The sequence below is a fragment of the Ravibacter arvi genome, from assembly GCF_039540405.1.
Classification (GTDB): Bacteria; Bacteroidota; Bacteroidia; order Cytophagales; family Spirosomataceae; genus Ravibacter; species Ravibacter arvi.
In genome coordinates, this window is the sequence record NZ_BAABEY010000016.1 from 107,222 (window position 1) to 126,590 (window position 19,369).

The 19,369-nt window shown below is 51.1% G+C and carries 18 protein-coding genes; 4 read left to right on the forward strand and 14 right to left on the reverse strand.

Going from position 1 to position 19,369, the window contains the following annotated elements; translation table 11 throughout:
- Window positions 1-8: 8 nt before the first annotated feature.
- Window positions 9-1,106, forward strand: a complete 1,098-nt coding sequence (locus ABD852_RS07960) for a YncE family protein (protein ID WP_345027725.1) — start codon at window positions 9-11, stop codon at window positions 1,104-1,106.
- A gap of 58 nt (window positions 1,107-1,164) precedes the next feature.
- Here the strand turns inward: ABD852_RS07960 and ABD852_RS07965 are convergent, their stop codons facing one another.
- From ABD852_RS07965 to ABD852_RS07975, 3 genes are all read right to left on the reverse strand, one after another.
- Window positions 1,165-1,599, reverse strand: a complete 435-nt coding sequence (locus tag ABD852_RS07965) for a transposase (protein WP_345027726.1) — start codon at window positions 1,597-1,599, stop codon at window positions 1,165-1,167.
- 453 nt (window positions 1,600-2,052) lie between these two features.
- Window positions 2,053-2,193, reverse strand: a complete 141-nt coding sequence (locus ABD852_RS07970) for a hypothetical protein (protein WP_345027727.1) — start codon at window positions 2,191-2,193, stop codon at window positions 2,053-2,055.
- A gap of 613 nt (window positions 2,194-2,806) precedes the next feature.
- Window positions 2,807-3,160: a DUF3127 domain-containing protein gene (locus tag ABD852_RS07975; RefSeq protein ID WP_345027729.1), complete on the reverse strand. Its 354-nt coding sequence runs from the start codon at window positions 3,158-3,160 to the stop codon at window positions 2,807-2,809.
- A 306-nt stretch (window positions 3,161-3,466) separates the two neighbouring features.
- Here ABD852_RS07975 and prpB point away from each other — a divergent pair, with 306 nt between their 5' ends.
- From prpB to ABD852_RS07990, 3 genes are read left to right on the forward strand one after another with little or no spacing between them, the layout of a single operon-like run.
- Window positions 3,467-4,357, forward strand: coding sequence for a methylisocitrate lyase (gene prpB, locus ABD852_RS07980; RefSeq protein ID WP_345027731.1), 891 nt, complete (start codon window positions 3,467-3,469; stop codon window positions 4,355-4,357).
- A gap of 51 nt (window positions 4,358-4,408) precedes the next feature.
- On the forward strand, window positions 4,409-5,560 hold the full coding sequence (prpC, locus tag ABD852_RS07985) for a bifunctional 2-methylcitrate synthase/citrate synthase (RefSeq protein ID WP_345027732.1): 1,152 nt from the start codon (window positions 4,409-4,411) through the stop codon (window positions 5,558-5,560).
- A 42-nt stretch (window positions 5,561-5,602) separates the two neighbouring features.
- Complete coding sequence (locus tag ABD852_RS07990) at window positions 5,603-7,057, forward strand: bifunctional 2-methylcitrate dehydratase/aconitate hydratase (protein ID WP_345027733.1); 1,455 nt, start codon at window positions 5,603-5,605, stop codon at window positions 7,055-7,057.
- Between the two features lie 176 nt (window positions 7,058-7,233).
- On the opposite strand, the gene ABD852_RS07995 is transcribed toward ABD852_RS07990, so the two are convergent.
- From ABD852_RS07995 to rsmI, 11 genes are all read right to left on the reverse strand, one after another.
- Window positions 7,234-8,151 (reverse strand): sugar phosphate isomerase/epimerase family protein, encoded by a 918-nt coding sequence (locus ABD852_RS07995; RefSeq protein ID WP_345027734.1) that lies wholly within the window; start codon window positions 8,149-8,151, stop codon window positions 7,234-7,236.
- A 35-nt stretch (window positions 8,152-8,186) separates the two neighbouring features.
- Window positions 8,187-8,855 carry a class I SAM-dependent methyltransferase gene (locus ABD852_RS08000; RefSeq protein WP_345027736.1) on the reverse strand — a complete coding sequence of 223 codons (669 nt, stop codon included), beginning with the start codon at window positions 8,853-8,855 and terminating at the stop codon, window positions 8,187-8,189.
- A gap of 62 nt (window positions 8,856-8,917) precedes the next feature.
- The gene (locus ABD852_RS08005; protein ID WP_345027737.1) at window positions 8,918-9,841 is read right to left on the reverse strand and encodes a UbiA family prenyltransferase; all 924 of its coding nucleotides are present in this window, start codon (window positions 9,839-9,841) and stop codon (window positions 8,918-8,920) included.
- A gap of 10 nt (window positions 9,842-9,851) precedes the next feature.
- Entirely contained in the window at window positions 9,852-10,721 is an 870-nt protein-coding gene (locus tag ABD852_RS08010; RefSeq protein ID WP_345027740.1) for a DUF72 domain-containing protein, read from the reverse strand.
- A gap of 96 nt (window positions 10,722-10,817) precedes the next feature.
- A complete protein-coding gene (locus ABD852_RS08015) occupies window positions 10,818-12,581 on the reverse strand; it encodes a DNA polymerase III subunit gamma/tau (protein WP_345027742.1) in 1,764 nt (587 codons plus the stop codon).
- A 101-nt stretch (window positions 12,582-12,682) separates the two neighbouring features.
- Window positions 12,683-13,507, reverse strand: a complete 825-nt coding sequence (locus ABD852_RS08020; protein ID WP_345027743.1) for a thymidylate synthase — start codon at window positions 13,505-13,507, stop codon at window positions 12,683-12,685.
- A 48-nt stretch (window positions 13,508-13,555) separates the two neighbouring features.
- Window positions 13,556-16,039 (reverse strand): AsmA-like C-terminal region-containing protein, encoded by a 2,484-nt coding sequence (locus ABD852_RS08025; protein WP_345027744.1) that lies wholly within the window; start codon window positions 16,037-16,039, stop codon window positions 13,556-13,558.
- 24 nt (window positions 16,040-16,063) lie between these two features.
- Entirely contained in the window at window positions 16,064-16,681 is a 618-nt protein-coding gene (locus tag ABD852_RS08030) for a YfiT family bacillithiol transferase (protein WP_345027745.1), read from the reverse strand.
- A 35-nt stretch (window positions 16,682-16,716) separates the two neighbouring features.
- Window positions 16,717-17,508, reverse strand: a complete 792-nt coding sequence (locus tag ABD852_RS08035) for an inositol monophosphatase family protein (protein WP_345027746.1) — start codon at window positions 17,506-17,508, stop codon at window positions 16,717-16,719.
- A complete protein-coding gene (locus ABD852_RS08040; protein WP_345027748.1) occupies window positions 17,505-18,707 on the reverse strand; it encodes a lipoprotein N-acyltransferase Lnb domain-containing protein in 1,203 nt (400 codons plus the stop codon). The genes ABD852_RS08035 and ABD852_RS08040 overlap by 4 nt, the downstream gene beginning before the upstream one ends.
- Window positions 18,697-19,368 carry a 16S rRNA (cytidine(1402)-2'-O)-methyltransferase gene (rsmI, locus tag ABD852_RS08045; RefSeq protein ID WP_345027749.1) on the reverse strand — a complete coding sequence of 224 codons (672 nt, stop codon included), beginning with the start codon at window positions 19,366-19,368 and terminating at the stop codon, window positions 18,697-18,699. The genes ABD852_RS08040 and rsmI overlap by 11 nt, the downstream gene beginning before the upstream one ends.
- Window position 19,369 lies beyond the last annotated feature (1 nt).

The following is a 19,369-nucleotide window of genomic DNA, read 5'->3' on the forward strand; positions in this document are numbered from 1 at the left end:
ACATTATTATGAAAAACCATGTACGGGGAATGCTGGCCGTAGCATCTTTCGCTTTGCTGACTCTGGGCTGTAAAGACAATCAACCGGAGGGGCCATCGGCGGCCGGGGAATTTACAGACGGGGTCCTGGTAATCAACGGCGGAAATTTCTCACAGAACAACGGGACGCTCTCGTTCCTCAAAAGAGGGAGCCGGGAAGTATCGCTTAATATTTTTAACCAGGCGAATGGCGCCGGTGCGCTGCCTCCGGCAGACGGGCGGATTGAGGGCTATACCGAGGTTGCGGGAACAGGCATGATCCTGTTTGATCACATGACCGTCGGGCTGGATAAGCTTACATTTGTAGAGGCGGGTACGATGAAAGTAAAATCAGAATTAACAGCGCCTGAAATTGAGAATCCACGGGCGGTACTGGCTGTTAGCGAACGGAAGGCCTATGTTACAAATTGGGATAGCTTCAACCCCGACTATACCTACAAAGAGGGGTATATTACCATAGTTGATCCGACGACCGGCAAAAGTACCGGTAAAATTTCGGTAGGCGAGGCACCCGAGGAGATGGTGTTGCATCAGAACAAAGTGTACATAGGTCGTTTTGCAGGGAATGGCCTTGCGGTTGTGGACACCGGCACGGATGTTGTAACGAAATCGCTCACTTTCGAAGGTATTCCTGCACCGATCGGGGTGGATGCTGCCGGGAAGCTTTGGGTGAAAGAGGGGCCGCGTTTTCATCGTATCAACCCAGGTACGGATGCGGTAGAGCTTACACTCAAACCCGGTGCGGAGCTTTCCCATGAGATCGGCGCCGCAACCCTTACTGCAGACAGGAAGGGTATTGTTTTTGTATGGAGCTATCGCGATGCGAATTATAAGGAAATAGGTAATACTTATACAATATCGACGACCGCAACTTCTGTTTCCCTCGACAAGCCCATCTTCCCGCGGGTATTCTCTGCGCTGAACGCAGACCCGGTGTCGCAACTTATTTATGGTGGAGTGGCACCCAGTGCGACTCAGAGCGGGCATGTGATCCGGGCGAACCAGGCCGGTGTTCTACAGGATTCGGTGAAGGTGGAAATAAGTCCGGAAGGATTTTTCTTTAAATGAGGGTGGGCCACGAATTCACGAATGAAACAATTTTCATTCGTGAATTCGTGGCTACCACTCAGGAAACCTGCCGGTGCGTGACGAAATAGGTGTCTACCACCTCGGTAAAATCCTTTTCTAAAACCTCTGGCTCGTTTTTCCGTACGTAATCCTTCAGTTTATGAACAAAATCCCATAGCGGGTCGTAATATTTGTGGCCGGTTTCTTTCTGGAACTCTTCTATGCTGATTCGTTTTCCTTTTTCCATGAGCATTTGCAGGCCGATAAAGAAATAGGAGACCGGAAGCTTGCTGCCCTGGAGGACGGTTCCGCTTTGCAGGGTGGTCCTGAAACGGCATTGCTTGCACTGAAATTGTTTTTTGGACGCAAGCCAGTAATGATGCCTGCCGCCGCATTTCTTGCATGTCACGCCTTTTCTTAAACGCAAACCCTTGAAAGCCTCTTCGGCCAGTGCTTCGTTTTTAAACGAAGTGAGTAATTCCTGAGGTAACATAAGCAAAACCGATTGTTTGTCACAAAAGTAGAAGAAGAAGGAGAAATTAAAATATATACTCTATCGAATTTATAGATTTTAAGAACAGTTTACCACCAGCGTATTTTATTTGTTGGAATAGTACAAAAGTATTCTCCGTTATCCCGACCGTAGCGGAGGGATCTCCCGCTCCCAGTATCCATTCTATTAAATAGAATTTTTCCATTAATGTGAGATCCTTCGGCTCCACTGCGTTCCGCTACCATTGACAACACGATGGATAGCGCCGCTCCACCCGGAGGGTCATCCCGACCGCAGTGGAGGGATCTCCCGGTCCCTGCACCCAATCCCTTTCAGAGGACTTTTTATAGCAACAGGAGATCCTTCAGTTCCACTGCGTTCCATTCAGGATGACCATCCGGCAGATGCGCTACCATTGACAACAACAGGTTTGGCGCCGCACCAACCGGATGGTCATCCCGACCGCAGCGGAGGGATCTCCCGCTCCCAGTACCCAATCCCTTTTACAGGACTTTTTATAACAACAGGAGATCCTTCGACTCCGCTGCGCTCCGCTTCAGGATGACCGTCCGGGTGGTAGCCTCCGGCTACCATTGACTTTCATTGACAACATCTATTTGTCATCTCCGCTACAAGGTGTTTTCGCAAAAAACTTCTTTCTCAGGATGACCATCCGGCAGATGCGCTACCATTGACTTCCATTGACAACATCTATTTGTCATCTCCGCTACAAGGTGTTTTCGCAAAAAACTTTTTTCTCAGGATGACTCTCCGGCAGATGCGCTACCATTGACAATACTACGGATGGGCGCGCCGACCGGAGCGTCATCCCGAGCGGAGCCGAGGGATCTCCTTTTCCCCGTACCCAATCCTTTAAATAGGATTTTTCTAGCAACAGGAGATCCTTCGACTCCGCTGCGCTGCGCTTCAGGATGACCGTCCGGGCGGTAGCCTCCGGCTACTATTTGACTATCATTGACAACATCTATTTGTCATTTCTATTCCAAGGTGTTTTGGCAAAAAAACTTCTTTCTCCGAATGAGACCGTCCGGGCGGTGCACCTACCAGCAGAAGCCACGAATCCACAGATGAAAACACCCCTATTCGTGAATTCGTGGCCATAATGGATACAGAACAGTAACCCGTAAAAAAGCCGGAATCTCCACTGGAAATTCCGGCGCATAAACCGGTTAAACCCGACGACCTGTCAGAAAGGAAGATCGTCTTCCGCGTTTTCTGTAAAAGTCGGAGGCAGCGGCGTAGCCACCCCGGGCGCCTGCGCCGAAGCACCCGCGCCGCCGTTCTTTTCTACCTTCCATGCCCGGACCTCAGTATACCAGCGTCCGTTGTATTCTCGGCTTTCCACATCTATAGAGGCAGTCACAGCGTCGCCCTGCTTCAGGTTAGCCTGATCAATACGGTCGCCCCACATAGAGATACACACCTTTTTAGGGTATTGTGAAGGCGTTTCCAGAATGAACTCCTGTTTGCGCCACGTTCCGTTTTTCCCCTGACCATTTACCTCAGCCAAAATATCGATGACAGTTCCGGATATCTCCATAGTTTAATATAGGTATTTATGTTGTTTTCTAAACTCCAAAGTAAAAGCATTTGCGTGTTCTTTCAAAGCCAGAAACGGATGGATTCCTCTTAAATGCCTGTTTTACCCACCATCACGAGTAAGTTACAAGGTGGGCGGGTAAAATAGTTTTCCGGCAGGCGAAAGCGAATGGTATCCGCTCCGACGGGCTCAAAAAAGGGAAATAAAATACGCTTTAGCCGCCCGTATGAGTTATCTTGCAACCTCAAGCGGCGGACGGAAATGCCGCCTGAAAATGAATTGGTTTTGTTGCTAGAAGGCGAAAATATGTCATCAATTGAAAAATCAGCGTCGCCGGGCGCAAGGTTGCGAAAGGAACTGGAGACCTCCGCACCGCTTCAGATTGTCGGAACGATCAATGCCAATCACGCCCTGCTTGCCACGCAGGCGGGCTTCAGAGCAATTTACGTATCGGGTGGCGGAGTAGCCGCCGGCTCGCTGGGTGTTCCCGACCTGGGGATCAGCGCGCTTGCCGATGTGCTTATTGATGTAGAACGCATTACCAATGTGGTGGACACACCTTTGATGGTGGATATCGATACCGGGTTCGGACCTTCGGCGTTTAACGTGGCCAGGACCATAAAGGCCCTTGAAAAAGCCGGGGCCGCCGCAGTTCATATAGAAGACCAGGTAGGCGCCAAGCGTTGCGGGCACAGACCCGGAAAGGAATTGGTAACCCTGTCGGAAATGGCCGACCGCGTGAAAGCAGCGGTAGACGCACGCACAGACCCGGCCTTCGTGATAGGAGCGCGCACAGATGCGCTTGCTGTGGAGGGGCTGGACCGCTCCCTCGAGCGGGCGAAAGCCTATGCGGAAGCGGGAGCTGATTTTATTTTTGCAGAAGCGGTGAATGAGCTTTCTGTTTACCAGGAATTTGTAAAGGCCACCGGGCTGCCCGTTCTGGCCAACATAACGGAGTTCGGAATGACGCCGCTGTGGACCACCGCAGAGTTGAAGCAGGCGGGCGTCGCAATGGTTCTGTATCCTTTATCTGCTTTCAGAGCAGCCAACAAAGCTGCTGAAAACGTGTACAGGGCCATTTACCAGGAAGGTACGCAGAAGAATGTCGTCGATACGATGCAGACCCGCGACGAATTGTATCAAAGCATTGGTTACCATGCTTACGAAGAAAAACTGGATAAGCTTTTCGGGCAGTAACCGTTGCCGTTTAGCATTCCAAAAAATATCTGATTCTGAAAAAAGGACGCAATGAGCAACGAAACTGTTTCTTTTAAGCCCAAAAAAAGTGTGGCGCTATCCGGGGTTCCGGCAGGTAACACGGCATTGTGTACCGTTGGTAAAAATGGTAACGAACTGCATTACCGGGGGTATGATATTCTTGATCTGGCTGAAAAGGCGACTTTCGAGGAGACCGCTTACCTACTTATCCATGGCGTACTGCCTAACCGGGCGCAGCTGCAGGCGTACGTTCAAAAGCTGAAACGCCTCCGCGGGCTCCCCCAAATCGTGAAAAATGTACTGGAACAGCTCCCGGCAGCTGCTCACCCGATGGACGTGTTGCGAACTTATGTTTCCGTACTCGGCAGCATCGTGCCTGAAAAAGAGGAACATCCCGTATCAGAGGCGCGCAATATAGCCGACCGGCTGATGGCTTCTTTCCCGTCCGCGCTGCTATACTGGCATCATTTTACTCAGAATGGCAGGAGAATCGAGGTGGAAACGGACGACGATACAATCGGCGGGCATTTTTTGCACCTTCTGCACGGTGAGAAACCTTCCGAATCATGGAAACGTGCCATGCAGATTTCCCTGAACCTTTATGCGGAGCACGAATTCAATGCGAGTACCTTCACTGCCCGGGTGATTGCCGGAACGGGATCCGACCTCTATTCGGCAGTAGCCGGGGCTATTGGGGCGCTGAGGGGACCTAAACACGGCGGGGCGAACGAAGTGGCTTTTGATATTCAGTCGAGGTACGCAAGTGCCGATGAGGCCGAAAGCGATATAAAGGAACGGCTTGGCCGTAAAGAGGTGATTATCGGTTTCGGTCACCCGGTTTACACCGTCTCGGACCCGCGTAATAAAGTGATTAAAAAGGTGGCGGAGGATCTTTCGGAAGAAGCAGGCGACCGCCATCTTTACCAGGTGGCAGAACGGCTTGAGTCAGTGATGTGGGAGCAGAAACGGATGTTTCCTAACCTGGACTGGTTTTCTGCCGTGTCTTATCACCTCATGGGAGTCCCCACGTTGTTTTTTACGCCGCTTTTTGTGGTGAGCCGCATTACCGGTTGGAGTGCCCATGTAATCGAACAGCGGATGGACGGTAAAATCATTCGCCCCAGCGCAAATTACACCGGCCCCGACGACCGGCCATTTGTACCAATTGAAGACCGGAAATAAAGGAGGCAGCCGCTTGCCACTTTTCAATATTAACTTTTATCTATGTCGAATCATATTTCAAATGAACGTCCGCAGCCGGATCAGGTTTTGGTTGACCTGGTGGATTATGTGCTTAATTTCGAGATCACTAACCCCCTGGCCTGGGAAACTGCCCACTATTGCCTGCTCGATACGCTCGGCTGCGGGTTTGAAGCTTTAACTTATCCGGCCTGTACCAAATTGTTGGGGCCGATCGTCCCGGGGACTATTGTGCCCAACGGTGCAAAGGTACCGGGCACCAATTACCAGCTCGACCCGGTACAAGGGGCTTTTAACCTCGGCGTGATGGTGCGCTGGCTGGACTTTAACGATACCTGGCTGGCAGCGGAATGGGGGCACCCCTCCGATAACCTCGGCGGGATTCTCTCGGTTGCCGACTGGCTGTCGCGTACCGCCGTTGCCAGTGGCAAAGCGCCGCTGCTGATGCGCGATGTACTGGATGCGATGATCAGGGCCCATGAAATACAAGGGGTTATGGCGTTGGAGAACTCTTTTAACAAGGTGGGGCTCGACCATGTATTGCTGGTGAAGCTTGCTTCCACAGCGGTAGTGGGCCGTTTGATCGGGCTAAACCGCGAGGAGTTGATCAACGCCGTCTCGCTTGCTTTTGTCGACGGGCATTCGTTGAGAACCTATCGCCATTCTCCCAACACGGGAAGCCGCAAGTCATGGGCGGCAGGTGATGCCACTTCCCGTGCGGTGCGCCTGGCCTTGATCGCCAAAACCGGTGAAATGGGGTACCCGAGTGTTCTGACGGCTAAAACATGGGGATTCTATGATGTGCTTTTCAAGGGCAATGCTTTCAGGTTCCAGCGGGAATACGGGTCGTATGTAATGGAGAATGTACTGTTTAAGATCTCTTTCCCCGCCGAATTCCATTCCCAGACCGCGGTAGAGGCCGCCATGACGTTGCACAAAAAAATAAAGTCGCTGGGTAAGACTGCTGAGGACATTCAGTCAGTGAAGATAAGGACCCACGAAGCGGCTATCCGGATTATCGACAAAAAAGGACCGCTGCATAACCCGGCAGACCGCGACCACTGTCTCCAGTACATGATCGCGATTCCGCTTCTTTTCGGTCGTCTGACCGCCGCTGACTATGAAGATTCGGTGGCTGAAGATCCCAGAATCGATGTCCTGCGGGACAAAATGTTTACGGAAGAGGATGTACAGTTCACCGCTGACTATCATGATCCGGAGAAGCGCTCAATTGCGAACGCGCTGACAGTTACACTGAATGACGGAACTGTTATAGGCGAAGAAGTGGTGGAATACCCGATCGGGCATAAAAGGCGGCGCAAGGATGGAATTCCGTTGCTTTTGGCGAAGTACAACGTGAATCTGAACCGGGTCTTCGCGTCGAAGCAGAAGGAGCGTATTGCTGAGGTATCACTTGATCTGGCGAAGGTTATTCAGACACCGGTACACGAGTTTGTCGACCTCTTTGTGAAGCCTTAGGGCTGGTTACAAGCATATTCTCCGGTAACCATTACCATAGGTACGTAAAACAGGCCAGGAGTAATGTAAAAGGTGCCCGGGCAGCCGTTGAGAAAGCGCAGCCCGGGCACCTTGATTATTTTACCGGCGCGCCGTGCTCAGGAAAATCGGTTTGAGGCTTCGTCTTATTGCGTTAGTCAGAGCAGTGCCTCCATTGCTTTCGGGAACTCAGGAATAACAACCTCCGGTTCTTCGATGGTGGGATGCCATTTCTTTTCCCATTCAAAGGCGTAAAAACCCTTATAGCCTCCTTTCTGCAGTGCGGAAAAGGCTTCTTTAAGCGGCGCCTCTCCCTTGCCTACCTGTACATAGCGCCATTTGCCATTTTCTTTCACGGCGTCTTTGACGTGAACATGCACGATGTATTTCTTCAATGCATCATAAACTTCCGTTGGCGACTCCCCCGTTACGGACCACATATTGAAGATATCCCAGATAAGTGCGACATGGGGATGCTCGGACGCCTGCATAATCCTCTTTAACAGATCTTTGCCGATTACTTCTCCGTGAGATTCCAGGAGTACCTTGACCTTCTTGTCCTTTGCGTAGTCGCCGAGTTCTTTCAAACCGCTGATAATGAGTTGTATGGTTTCTTCACGGTCCTGGTTTTTCGGCAGGTTGTTGGGGAAAACACGTACATAAGGACAATTGATTTTTTGGGCCAGGTCAATAAAACGTTTGGCCTCATCCAGGTTCTCTTTTCGCAGCTTGGGATCGGCTATATGGAGCCGGGCGGAAGCCCCGAGGCCCACCACCTGTACCCGGTGTTTTTTTAGCTTGGCTACACTGACTTTAATTTGCTCGGGCGTGCTGAATTCAGGGCAAAGCGGCAAGTCCATCTGGTCGAGGATACCGCGAAGCTCTATGCCCTGGTACCGGTTTTTAGCGGCATAGGACAATATGGTGTCGAAATCCCATTTGGGAGCACCTAAACTGGAAAAGGCCAGTAGCGGCCGCTTTGCCTGAACGTCTGCAAAGGCGTTCGTAACTGCCGGGCCTGCCAGGGCAAGTCCTAAAGTAGTCTGTACAAACTTACGCCGGGAAATGGTTGTCATAAGGCGGAATATAAATTGATGTTCTGTTAAAATAATCACAAGCGGCGGGAGAAACTACTGTCGGCAGGCGAACTTTGGTATTCCTGCCGGTCTTTTTTCCATAGCTGCGCGACTATCAGACGGTGAAAAAAGTGCTTTTGCCCGTACAGGTGGTAGCTTCTTCTCCAGGAATTTTTCATTTCCGGCATTTCAGAAGCCGTTATGTGAGAGAGGTAGCTAAAAAAACGATACATCGTATTGAGGAGCAGCCGGTGCAGGAACCCTGTTGTCCCGGCCTGAAAGTCTGCAAAGATCCAGGTGCCGCCTGTCCTGAGCCGTTTATCGAGCATTACGAATAACTTTTCCGCTTTTTCCTGCGGGAACAGATCGAAGAAAAATGCGGTAAGGATTGTGTCGAAAGTCTCGTGGCTTGAGCCGAGAAACTGTTCAATAGTACCCTGGTAAAAATGAATTTTTGTTCTGCCCATGTTTGTTCTTCTCGCGAGACGAATCATCCGGGACGATGGTTCAACCAGGAAAACCTCATTTTCGGGAAAGTGAGTTGCTGCGGCCCCGTTTCCTGCTCCCACAATAAGCACCTTGTCCGAAGGGCTTACTGAAGGCGCAAACCAGGCCTGTGCTTTTTCCTGCGCCCCGCCGAAAACGAGCCGGCTCAGCGGGTAATAAACCGGGGCGATCAGGTTAAAGTCTGTTTCTTTTTTCATTGAGGTGTGAGGTTTGAGTGGTGAGGCGTGAGCCGGCTCCGACTTCCGATTTCCCCTCAATTTTACATCGCAAACCGCACGGCACTTATCCCGCACAGGGCTTTGATGAGCAACATCCCGTCTATGACAATCAGGTAGTACAGGATGGAACGTTTTTTATGGAGGCTGAAAGCTACGAACAACGTCAGCAGGAACGGAATCAGGTTGATCAGCATTTTCGTAAACGTAAACCCACGGTAATAGGCGAAACAGAGAAATGCACCGATGCCCAGGAGCGTCATTGGTAAAATAATCGAGAGTATCGTATAACGGATCCCGTATCTGACAACAAAGGTTTTGAGCTGCCGGTTGGAGTCGTCGGCATAGTCTTTAATGTCAAAGAGTATAGCGTTGATGTTGCAGAACATCCAATTCTTGAGAAAGAGCCATCCGGCAAGCCTGTATGAAAGATCAAGGTGTCCCATCTCGGTTTGGAGTACAACCAGCGGCATTATACTGACCGTTACCGCCCAGCACCAGCCGATGGTAGCTGCTTTGGTCCAGCCTTTTCGGCGCGGATCGAAAAACGGGAGCTTGCCGTAGTAGGCTGCAGCTGCGCCAATGGTAAGCGCTACCAACCACCAGACCGCCACGGGGACCCGTTCGGGCTGAAGGCCATACCGGGCGACAAAAGCAGCTATGGCGCAAATCAAAAGGATCGTGAGGAACGCCTGGCTGATGCCGACAGGTATGCTATGCGTCGCATACCATTTCGTACGCGGATTGGATGCGCCGGTATCCGATGCCCTGACGTAGGCGTAGGTGTAATACAGGACAACTGCGGAAAAAACGACCAGGTACCAGTACCCGGAATTGAGCGGCAGCGAAAGTTGCAGGTTGGTCTCCACGGAGAGTGCCACAGCGAGCACGCCGAGAAAGTAATTGCTGAAAAAGAATGTCTCGACGGAACGCCTCCAAACGGTCCGGACCGGTACCTGGGCTTTCATTCCGAGTAAATTACGACGACATTTTAGGGACCAGCAACGAAGTCCCTGCCTTTGCGTTCAGCTTCTCGATAAGGTACGCCGACAAGAGCGGCGACTCCTGCTCTACATTCTGGTGGATAAAAAAGAAAATATTTTCAATGCCCTCATCTATCCATTGAATGAGGCGCTCCAGCCAGTCATCCAGGCGGGTATAGTCCGACGCAACGTTGGCTCCGTTATAGCGGATAAAGGCGGTAGGAGTGCTCAGGCGCATGTGCATAAGGTCTCGCCGGCCTGCTGAGTCGGTGATGATATGGGCAATACCAAGATCGTGAAGGGCATTCCACAGCTGATCGGTATTCCAGGAGCCGTCATACCAGCCGGTGTTTCTCAACTCCACGGCAAGCGGGAAATTCTTTGGCCAGGCCTCCAGGTAGGCTCTCAGCGTCTCCCAGTTTTTAGGACCGAAATTGTCGGGTAACTGTAAGAAAATAGTGCCCAGCTTGTCTTCAAGGTGCGCAATCCCGTCCAGGTACTCGTCAGTGGCATCTTTTGCATCTTTCAGCCTCTTCCAGTGGCTGATCCCCTGGTGGACTTTGGGGAAGAATTTAAAACCGTCGCCCGTTTTTTCCCGCCATCCCTGGATGGTCGGGACAGGAAAGTTATTGTAGAACGTAGCGTTCAGTTCAATGCTGTTAAACTGCGTGGAATAATAGGCCAGTTCATCCTTGGTTCCCCGCGGGTAGAAACCTTTTAAGTCGGTTCGGTTCCATTTGGCACAACCCAGGTAAATGGAAGTTTTCCCTTTTGTACCGGTTTTCAGAACCTGTGTTGTATCCGGGTGATCTGCAGGAAGTGAGAAATCAACAAGGTCACTATTTTCGATTTTGCCAAATTTCATAGTTAATTAGGTTTGAGGTGTGAGGTTTGAGGTGTGAGGTTTTGCCTTCGGGTTGTAGCGAAGGCCTCAAACCTCATACCTTAAACCTCACGTCTATCAAAAATCAATTTCCAGGCCAAGGCGTTTTTTTAGCTCCAGCAGGTTCTCATTCTTGGCGGCAAGGTAGTCAAATTTATCCTTGGCGGTGTAAGGTACCCGCTTTACTTCGGAAGGCGCCACTCTGCCTTCCACCCTGATCCTGCCGACGGAAAACCGGTTACGGAGAAAGTGAATAAGCTCCCCTTTGATCTCCATGATCTTTTCGAGCTGCAGATCATTGTCGAGAACAAGGCTTAATTCTTCGCCGTCAAACCGTACCGGCCTGGAAAGAGCTACTTCTTCAGTGGAGGTAGATAGCCCCAGGCTGTTTCTTTGCGACAGGAATTCACGTATAACATCGGGGAGCCTGCTTTCTGTCAGCGCGGGCAGATCGGTTCTTTGCTCGAATGCCTGTTCCTCGGCGGGTTGCTGATTTTCTTCCGTTTTACCGGCCTCGGAAGGTCCGGAAAGAAGCGACCTGGCGCTTTTCAGCTTGCCGGCGGGGCGCTGCGGCGCAGTCCGTCGGTCTTCTGCAACAAGACCGGGGGGGGATGGAGCCGGGGCGGCGGGAGTTTCGGCAACGGCAGCAACCGGTTCCGGCATGCGGTTTTCCGGGACGGCTACAGGCTCAGGGGCTTTTTTTTTTGCCGTTTCATCAACGGCGCCCAGTGCAGAAAGTTCCAGAGCATGGCTTATATGAGCCAGCTTCATCAGGTAAATTTCCACATGCAGCCTTTGGTTTTTCGCAGTTTTGTATTGCAGGTCGCATTGGCTGGCCACACTGAGTGCAGAGATTAAAAAGCTTACCGAGGTGTGGCCGGCCTGGTTGTTGTATTTCGGCCGGACCGACTCCGAAACCTGGAGGAGCGCGGCGGTCTGGGGGTCTTTGCAAACCAACAGGTTGCGCAGGTGCTCCATCAGGCCACCCACGAAAAGGTGCCCGTCGAAGCCTTTCTGTATGATTTCGTTGAATAATACCAGCGCTTTGGGAACATTGCTTTCGAGGAAGGCATTGACGATCTGGAAATAATAATCATAATCAAGAATGTGCAGGTTATCGAGCACTTCCTTGTAGCGGAGCGTCTGGTCTTTCGAGAACGTCACGTTCAGGTCGAACATGGAAAGAGCGTCCCGAAGCCCACCATCTGCTTTTTCGGCGATCAGTTCGAGCGCTTCCGGTTCGGCTTTGATGCCTTCCCTGGAAGCAATCGATGCCAGGTGGCCGGAAATGTCCCGCGGCTGAATCCTGTTGAAATCGAAGATCTGGCATCGCGAAAGGATCGTCGGAAGTATTTTGTGCTTTTCAGTGGTGGCGAGAATAAATATCGCATAAGACGGCGGTTCTTCCAATGTTTTCAGAAAGGCGTTGAAAGCCGCTGAAGAAAGCATGTGAACCTCGTCAATGATGTAAATTTTGTATTTGCCGGTTTGCGGCGGGTACCGCACCTGGTCGGTAAGGTTACGGATGTCGTCCACCGAGTTATTGGACGCAGCATCAAGTTCATGGATATTAATGGATGCATTGTTCTGGAAACTGACGCAGGACTCGCAGGTTCCGCAGGGTTCAATATCCTTGGTCAGGTTCAGGCAGTTGGTCGTTTTGGCAAGTATCCGGGCGCACGTGGTTTTTCCAACGCCTCTGGGCCCGCAGAACAGGAAAGCCTGCGCGAGGTGATTGGTAGAAATCGCATTCTTAAGCGTGGTGGTAATATGCGACTGGCCTACAACAAAATCGAAGGTGACAGGGCGGTACTTTCTGGCCGAAACAACAAAATTTTCCATTACCGCAAGTTAGTATCCCGGCGGGGTTTTTCAAACTATTCTCCTTTACAGATTACGGGCAATTTCAAGCCCCGGAATTCATCCGGTTCAACATCACCCGGTTATACGGAAACCTGTGCCCTGATGGCAGGGTAGGGGTTGTAATTTTCAAGTGTAAAATCTTCGAACTTGAAGTCGAAGACGCTTTTCACTTCCGGGTTCATCTTCATAACCGGCAGCGGCCTGGGTGCACGGCTCAATTGCAGGTTGACCTGCTCGAGGTGATTGAGGTAAATGTGGGTGTCACCGCCTGTCCATACAAAGTCGCCCGGCTCCAGGTTACATTCCTGTGCGATCATCAGCGTAAGCAGCGCATAGCTGGCGATGTTGAAAGGTACCCCCAGGAATACATCAGCGCTGCGCTGGTACAATTGGCAGGAGAGCCTGCCCCTTGCTTCCGGACCGGCCCCTTCATCGGGGGGCGCCACATAAAACTGGAAAAGCGCATGACAGGGTTGAAGGGCCATTTTGGAAAGATCGGATGGGTTCCAGGCCGAAACAATAATGCGGCGGGAGTCCGGCGATTTTTTAAGAAGGTCCAGCACTTGCTGCAGCTGGTCGATACACTGGCCGTCGGGGCCCTCCCAACTGCGCCATTGTTTACCATAAACGGGGCCGAGGTCGCCGTTTTCATCCGCCCACTCGTCCCAGATCGATACGTTGTTTTCCTTGAGATACGCAATATTGGTATCACCTTTCAGGAACCACAGCAATTCGTGGATCACTGATTTGAGATGCACTTTTTTGGTAGTTACCAACGGGAAACCTTCCTTCAGGTCAAAGCGCATCTGATAGCCGAAGACGCTGATAGTACCGGTTCCGGTACGGTCGGTTTTGCGGGTGCCGTGGTCCAGGATATGCTGTAACAATGCGTGATACTGAAGCATGATAATCCGTTTTACTTAAGTGGACAGTTGTACAAAGCTAGCGCTAAATTATTTAACTGCAGCGGAATCTTTTTCGGAAGCGACGGTGGTGGGATACAACCTCCGGCGTGCTTTTTTACGACTGTCCATCCTGATATTTACCTCTCCGTTTTCGTCTATCGCCCTCAGGAAGAGTGACCTGAGCTCGTCTGCATCATAATCCTGGAATTCGTAATCTTCGTCTCTCTTTTTGAAGTTTTTCAATGGGAACTGGATGCTGAGATCCGTTTTATTGCCGAAGCTGTATTGCCCTTCCACGAAAAGCGTCAGCACATTCGATTCAATCTGCATCATGTCAACTTTAACCTCTTGTCCTCGCAGGATGAAGCGCTTCCTGATGGGAGCGATTTTTACATTTTCCAGCGGGCGCTTTTTAAAGATAATCCGCTTCATCTTGATAAATGGCTCGAAATTGATCAGGCGGCCTTCTTTCAGGCTTATGTCCAGGTGGCCGTCCATCGACTTCGGGACGAGCGATACGTCGGGTTTGAGTTCTGAAGAGAGACGAAAATCAAGGTCCAGAACGCCCTGTACATTTTTGGACGACAATGCTTTTTGGCCGAAATCAGCAAACGAATAAAGTACCTTGCTTACGTCTGCCTGTTGTACTTTTCCGCTTGCGCTGAAATTGGCCAGGCTGGTTTCATTTTCGGGCGAGGTCATCTTGCCGTCGAGCGTGACGTGACCGCCGAAAGCATCGAGCCTGAGCCCGCTGATGGTGGCTATGTTCCGCGTCATTGAAAGCCTGCCGCTTACATTCCGGGCTGAAAAGCTGTGGTAGGAAAGCTGCCGCGCATTTATATTGGCGTCAATTTCCAGGGCGCCGGCCAGCTGGTCAATTACGCGGGAAAAGTTCTTGCCGTTTTTTTTCCGTTGCAGGCTGCTTTGTTCTGCCAGGACTTCTATCCAGTTGAGCTTCCAGCTCGGGATATTAATGTCAAGACTGGCTTTTACAGGTTCTTTCGATCCGAGTAAATGGTGCAGGTAGTGCGACAACTTTCCCTTGACGAAAAGCTCGTTCTGGTTGTCAAAGAAATCAAGCCGGCGGATTACAATATCATCCTGGGTAATGAGGATATTGCTCTCAATCCGGCTCAGTTTTATTTTTTTGGGTTTGTAAGCGATCGCAAGGTCGGTTACCCGGGCGTTTCCCGATAGAGTGCCGTTGAGGCTATCTTTCGCGGCATTGTACGGGTTGATCAGTTGCCCGTCGAAGTTCAGGTCCAGCTCGACGGCCCCTTTGGAAACATGGTAGCGGTCCGCATCGAGCAGAGAGTTCAGGCTGCCCGAGTCGGCTCTTGCGTGCATGACCACCTTGGTTTTGAGCACGCTGAGGTCCTGAATCCTGAGCGAGCCTTTTACCGGGACTTTCTCGAAATAGCCCGTTATTTTTTCCGACCGAATTTCACTGTTGGTTAGCCCGGGTGCGAGCAGTGTGTCGCTGCGGTTGGTATACAGGCCTCTGGCTTTAATTCCCCTGAAATAGCCCACGGCCGTCGCAAAGCGGAAGGTGTCCGTTTTGAAGTTGACATTCACCCAGGGGTTCTTTTCGCCCAGGAACCCGTTTAGCGTCACGTCAGCCGCCACATAAGTGTCTATACCCAGTTTGTCAATTTTCACAGCGATGGAATCAGCGAGGACGCTGGTGGCCACCGGCACCCGGATCCGGTGGGTTTTAAAGCGGAAATTCATGGGGCGTTGCGAGCCGGAAGTAGCGAAAGACCCCGATACATTTATCCGTTCTTTTGTTTCCAGCCGGACATAGGTTTTAGGAAGTATCGAAAAGCGTTCCCTGTTGTGGTCTATTCGGACGGCTGCGTTCAGAAAGATGTTCCTGTTTTTTAAAAAACCGCCTTTTTCGGAATTGAAAACCAGCTGGTCAACATGGACAGGGCCGGTGAGTTCAGCATCCCAGCCGGTGGCGGTAGACCGGTAGTGACCGGAAACCTGCTGCATCTCCGCCCCGTAAAATTTCTCTTTCAGCGAGTCGGCGAAAGCCATGTGAATGTTTCGTAGCTCGAGGGAGTTTACTTTGCTGAAAAGATCGTCAAAGGACTTGTGGTCGCGCTTTTCTTCCCTTTTTTTAACCTGGAAAATGGAGGTGTTGGAATAGCTGTCCCGCCGCACAAAAATGAAGACTTCCCCTTCTTCAACCAGGATTTTCCGGATCGAAATATTCCACAAAAAAAGGGTTTCCAGTCCGAAAGTAACCTCAAGCCGCTTAATATCGGCAAACGGCTTCTGGTGGGTGTGAAACAGGGAATCGGTTAACCGGATGTCGGACATTGAGAAGGTCAGTCCCGGCACGGAGCTGAATGGTTTGAAGCTAAAACCGCCTATTTCCAGCTTCCCGTTGAGAGAAGACTCCGCCTGCTGCCTGGCTTTGGCAATAATCGCTTCCTGGTTGTAGTACGCCCAGACGGTAACGAGGGTCAGCAACAGTAAAAACACACCGAAGCCAACTGCAAGAATTCTGATTCCACGTTTGAGCATAGTGTATGTGTCGGTTGGTTCGGGTTACCAGCCTTTCCTGAGCGCGAGCTGGCAGGCGTGCTGGTAGTGATGTTCTCCATGCCACGCATATAAGGCAATTGCTGTATCCAGCCGGGTGGTTTTTTGCGTGCCGGGATTAAAAAAAGTCCGGCCCAGCTCGGGTTCGCCCAACGAATTCAACAGCAATACCCAGCGGTAATGTACAAATTTCAGTAATTGGAGTGAAAGTTCCACCGGCGCCGATTCCGCATCCGGAAGCGTCGCCCAGAGGCTTTCCCGGTAGGGTTTTATCGTTGGATTTTCTTCGGTAAGCGCCAGCCTGAAACGACAATAGGCGTTGATATGACTGTCGGCTACATGATGAACGAGCTGCCTGACGGTCCAGCCTTCCGGTCGGTAGGGCGTATCAAGCTGGTGGTCGCGCCAGTCCGAAAGGAGGTTGACAAACTTTGAAGGTATGGCGCTGATTACCTGTATATTGGTCTTGATCTCTTCCGGTGAGTAGGTGTCTTGAGGTTTGAATTTGCCGATCGGGTATCTGAGGTCTTCCATAGCTTTGATATTGCACGTTCGTGAGCGTACCTGGTTGAAAAAAGCGGTAATGGGAGCGAACTTCCGGTACACCTGCTCCCTATCAGGCAAACTACTAAAAGTTTCGGAGAGTTAGGGGGTAATTGTTAAAAATGGCTGCTGATTACGTCGAGAAGTTCCTGGTGTGGAGCGGCACAGGCAATGATATCTCCGCCGAAGAGAAAATTATCGGCACCGCTGAAGTCGGTTACCTTGCCGCCGGCTTCCATGACCAGCAACACGCCGGCCGCCATGTCCCAGGCATGCAGGTTGTATTCATAAAATCCTTCGAATCGACCGGCTGCCACATAGGCAAGATCTACGGCTGCGGCGCCCAGGCGTCGGATACCATGTGTTTTCTGCATCAGCAGGCCCAGGATTTCCATATACAGGTGATGTTTCTCAAACTTGTGATACGGAAAGCCGGTTGCCAGCAGGCTGTCGCTGAGTTTCTGTACGGTCGAAACCGCAAGTCTTGTCCCGTTGCACCATGCGCCGCCGCCCTTCCAGCCGTAGAACATTTCGTCCAGGTTGGGTTCATGGATCACACCCAGGATCGGGTTTTTCCCTTGAGCCAGTCCTACACTGACGCAATAAACCGGCAGGCGATGGATGAAATTGGTAGTGCCGTCGAGTGGATCGATGATCCAGTTGAGTGCTTCCGGATCACCCGGCTCGCCCGTAGTGCCTTCTTCGGTAATAAACCCGGCTTCAGGCAAAACCAGTCGCAGGCGGCTGACCAATAGCTTTTCAGCTTCTTTGTCTACATAGGATACCAAATTATTGAAATCCTTGTATTCGATCTTCTCGGCAGCGAAAGAAAGCGCCTCTCTTTGTATGAAATCGGATGCTTCGCGGACAATTTCCATTACCTGCCGCGTAATAATTTCTAAATTCATGATGTGGGGATTTTCGGCAAAGTTTTGTTGATATAATATATCCGGATGACCAGTGTCAGCAGGATAGGGATCAATACCTGGTTGTGCTTGTCAATATTGATGGTTCCGGCAATCAGGAAAACGGCATAGACAATAAGCGCTATCGAAATCCAGGGTTTCCTGACGCGTGCCGAAAGACCTCCGGCTATAAAAAAGAGAAGCGGATTAGCCCAGAGTATGTCCCAGTTTAACACGGTGTCTTCATGATCGGTTCCCACCCAAAGCGCCAGCAGGACTATACCGGCGATTCCGCAGAGCGAGAACAGAATCTTGTCGAAAGTGAACTGAATTTTGTTTTTCTTTATTTGCCAGAGCGTCAGCAAACCGGCGAGCAATGCCAGCAGCCAGAAAAAGACTTTGGGGGTGAGAAAACCCGGTTCCGCTCTTGGGGCTGCTTTGAAAATTACCTGCTCGCCTTTCACCAGCGGTTCGGGTTTTCCATTGATGATTACCTGTGCTGCGGCAAAAGCGTCGTGGAGGTTGTCCGGCAGAAAAGTGGCCTGCATGGGTGTAGCTTCCTTATCGGCGGGTTTTCCTATCGCCAGGTCCATTCCGAAATCCGCCCAGGGCTTTTGCCGGTACGCGTACTGGTCAATCCATTCCCGGAAAGACTTCTGCTCTCCTGGGTACCCCTCGTACCGAAGACTGTCCCCGCATACTTTGATCAGGAGATCCTGGAGTCGTGTCGCACAATTATCGTAAAAAAAACGATAATGGTATTCCTGGTTTTGCGGAAGAAGGTTTTCTTCTAATAACGCATAAAGTCTCTGTTTTTGGGGAATGGTAAGGTTGAGCACCTGTAACGTCACCGAGCGGTTTTCATACTGCCATCCGTATACCTGGGGTGCGAGCGGGTATTTGTCAATTTTATAGGGGAGCGTTCCCCGAAGAAATTTCAGGTAGAAATTCTCCGTCTGGAAGCTGAAGCCACCATAATTGTAGGATGCGTCCACCCCTTTTGCCTGGTCGTTGAACCAGAACAGGCTGTGGCCGAAACTTGAATACAGATCGTCTCCCGGGCCCACAGTAATCAGGCTGACCTGGGTCGTGCTATCCGGAACCTGCGCCCGAAGGGGCTTTTTTATCGCGAACAGCAAGAAAAAGCAGAGGATGGCTACGCAGGTATTCGGAAGAAAACGAAAGGGTTTACTATCTGGCATCACCGGCTAATACAATTACAATTTCTCCTTTGATTGTTTTTTCTGTAAAATACGCAATTACTTCGGTTAATGTACCCCTGGCAGTTTCTTCGAAATGTTTGGACAGCTCTCTTGAAACGGATACCTGCCGCTCCGGGCCGAAATATTCCACAAATTGTTCGAGCGATTTGAGCAGCCGGTGCGGCGATTCGTAAAAAATCATCGTGCGCGACTCACTTTTGAGCGCCGTTAACCGGGTTTGGCGCCCTTTCTTGTGCGGAAGAAATCCTTCAAAAACGAAGCGGTCGGTTGGAAGCCCGGAATTTATGAGCGCCGGCACAAAGGCGGTCGGGCCCGGCAGGCACTCCACTTCGATCCCGTTTTTGATGCAGGCTCTGACGAGCAGGTACCCGGGATCGGAGATTGCCGGGGTGCCGGCGTCGGTTACAAGCGCCATCGATTCTCCTTTCTGAAGGCGTTCGATCAGTTTGGCCAGGGTCTGGTGCTCATTGTGGATGTGGTAAGCCTGCATGGGCTTGGAAATTTCCAGGTGCCGCAGCAGGTTACCGGAGGTACGCGTGTCTTCTGCAAGCACAAGATGAACCTCTTTCAGAACCGTGACCGCCCGGTAGGTAATGTCCTGCAGGTTGCCGATAGGAGTGGGGACAACATAAAGCTTCATC

What these genes read in the sequence shown, in the direction of transcription:
- ABD852_RS08040 (WP_345027748.1), bottom strand. Translation starts at nt 18,707, where the DNA reads ATGCCAGATAGTAAACCCTTTCGTTTTCTTCCGAATACCTGCGTAGCC.
- ABD852_RS08025 (WP_345027744.1), bottom strand. Translation starts at nt 16,039, where the DNA reads ATGCTCAAACGTGGAATCAGAATTCTTGCAGTTGGCTTCGGTGTGTTT.
- ABD852_RS08035 (WP_345027746.1), bottom strand. Translation starts at nt 17,508, where the DNA reads ATGAATTTAGAAATTATTACGCGGCAGGTAATGGAAATTGTCCGCGAA.
- ABD852_RS07970 (WP_345027727.1), bottom strand. Translation starts at nt 2,193, where the DNA reads ATGGTAGCCGGAGGCTACCACCCGGACGGTCATCCTGAAGCGGAGCGC.
- ABD852_RS07995 (WP_345027734.1), bottom strand. Translation starts at nt 8,151, where the DNA reads ATGACAACCATTTCCCGGCGTAAGTTTGTACAGACTACTTTAGGACTT.
- ABD852_RS08005 (WP_345027737.1), bottom strand. Translation starts at nt 9,841, where the DNA reads ATGAAAGCCCAGGTACCGGTCCGGACCGTTTGGAGGCGTTCCGTCGAG.
- ABD852_RS07960 (WP_345027725.1), top strand. Translation starts at nt 9, where the DNA reads ATGAAAAACCATGTACGGGGAATGCTGGCCGTAGCATCTTTCGCTTTG.
- ABD852_RS07965 (WP_345027726.1), bottom strand. Translation starts at nt 1,599, where the DNA reads ATGTTACCTCAGGAATTACTCACTTCGTTTAAAAACGAAGCACTGGCC.
- ABD852_RS08020 (WP_345027743.1), bottom strand. Translation starts at nt 13,507, where the DNA reads ATGCTTCAGTATCACGCATTGTTACAGCATATCCTGGACCACGGCACC.
- prpB (WP_345027731.1), top strand. Translation starts at nt 3,467, where the DNA reads ATGTCATCAATTGAAAAATCAGCGTCGCCGGGCGCAAGGTTGCGAAAG.
- ABD852_RS08010 (WP_345027740.1), bottom strand. Translation starts at nt 10,721, where the DNA reads ATGAAATTTGGCAAAATCGAAAATAGTGACCTTGTTGATTTCTCACTT.
- ABD852_RS07975 (WP_345027729.1), bottom strand. Translation starts at nt 3,160, where the DNA reads ATGGAGATATCCGGAACTGTCATCGATATTTTGGCTGAGGTAAATGGT.
- rsmI (WP_345027749.1), bottom strand. Translation starts at nt 19,368, where the DNA reads ATGAAGCTTTATGTTGTCCCCACTCCTATCGGCAACCTGCAGGACATT.
- ABD852_RS08000 (WP_345027736.1), bottom strand. Translation starts at nt 8,855, where the DNA reads ATGAAAAAAGAAACAGACTTTAACCTGATCGCCCCGGTTTATTACCCG.
- ABD852_RS08015 (WP_345027742.1), bottom strand. Translation starts at nt 12,581, where the DNA reads ATGGAAAATTTTGTTGTTTCGGCCAGAAAGTACCGCCCTGTCACCTTC.
- ABD852_RS07990 (WP_345027733.1), top strand. Translation starts at nt 5,603, where the DNA reads ATGTCGAATCATATTTCAAATGAACGTCCGCAGCCGGATCAGGTTTTG.
- prpC (WP_345027732.1), top strand. Translation starts at nt 4,409, where the DNA reads ATGAGCAACGAAACTGTTTCTTTTAAGCCCAAAAAAAGTGTGGCGCTA.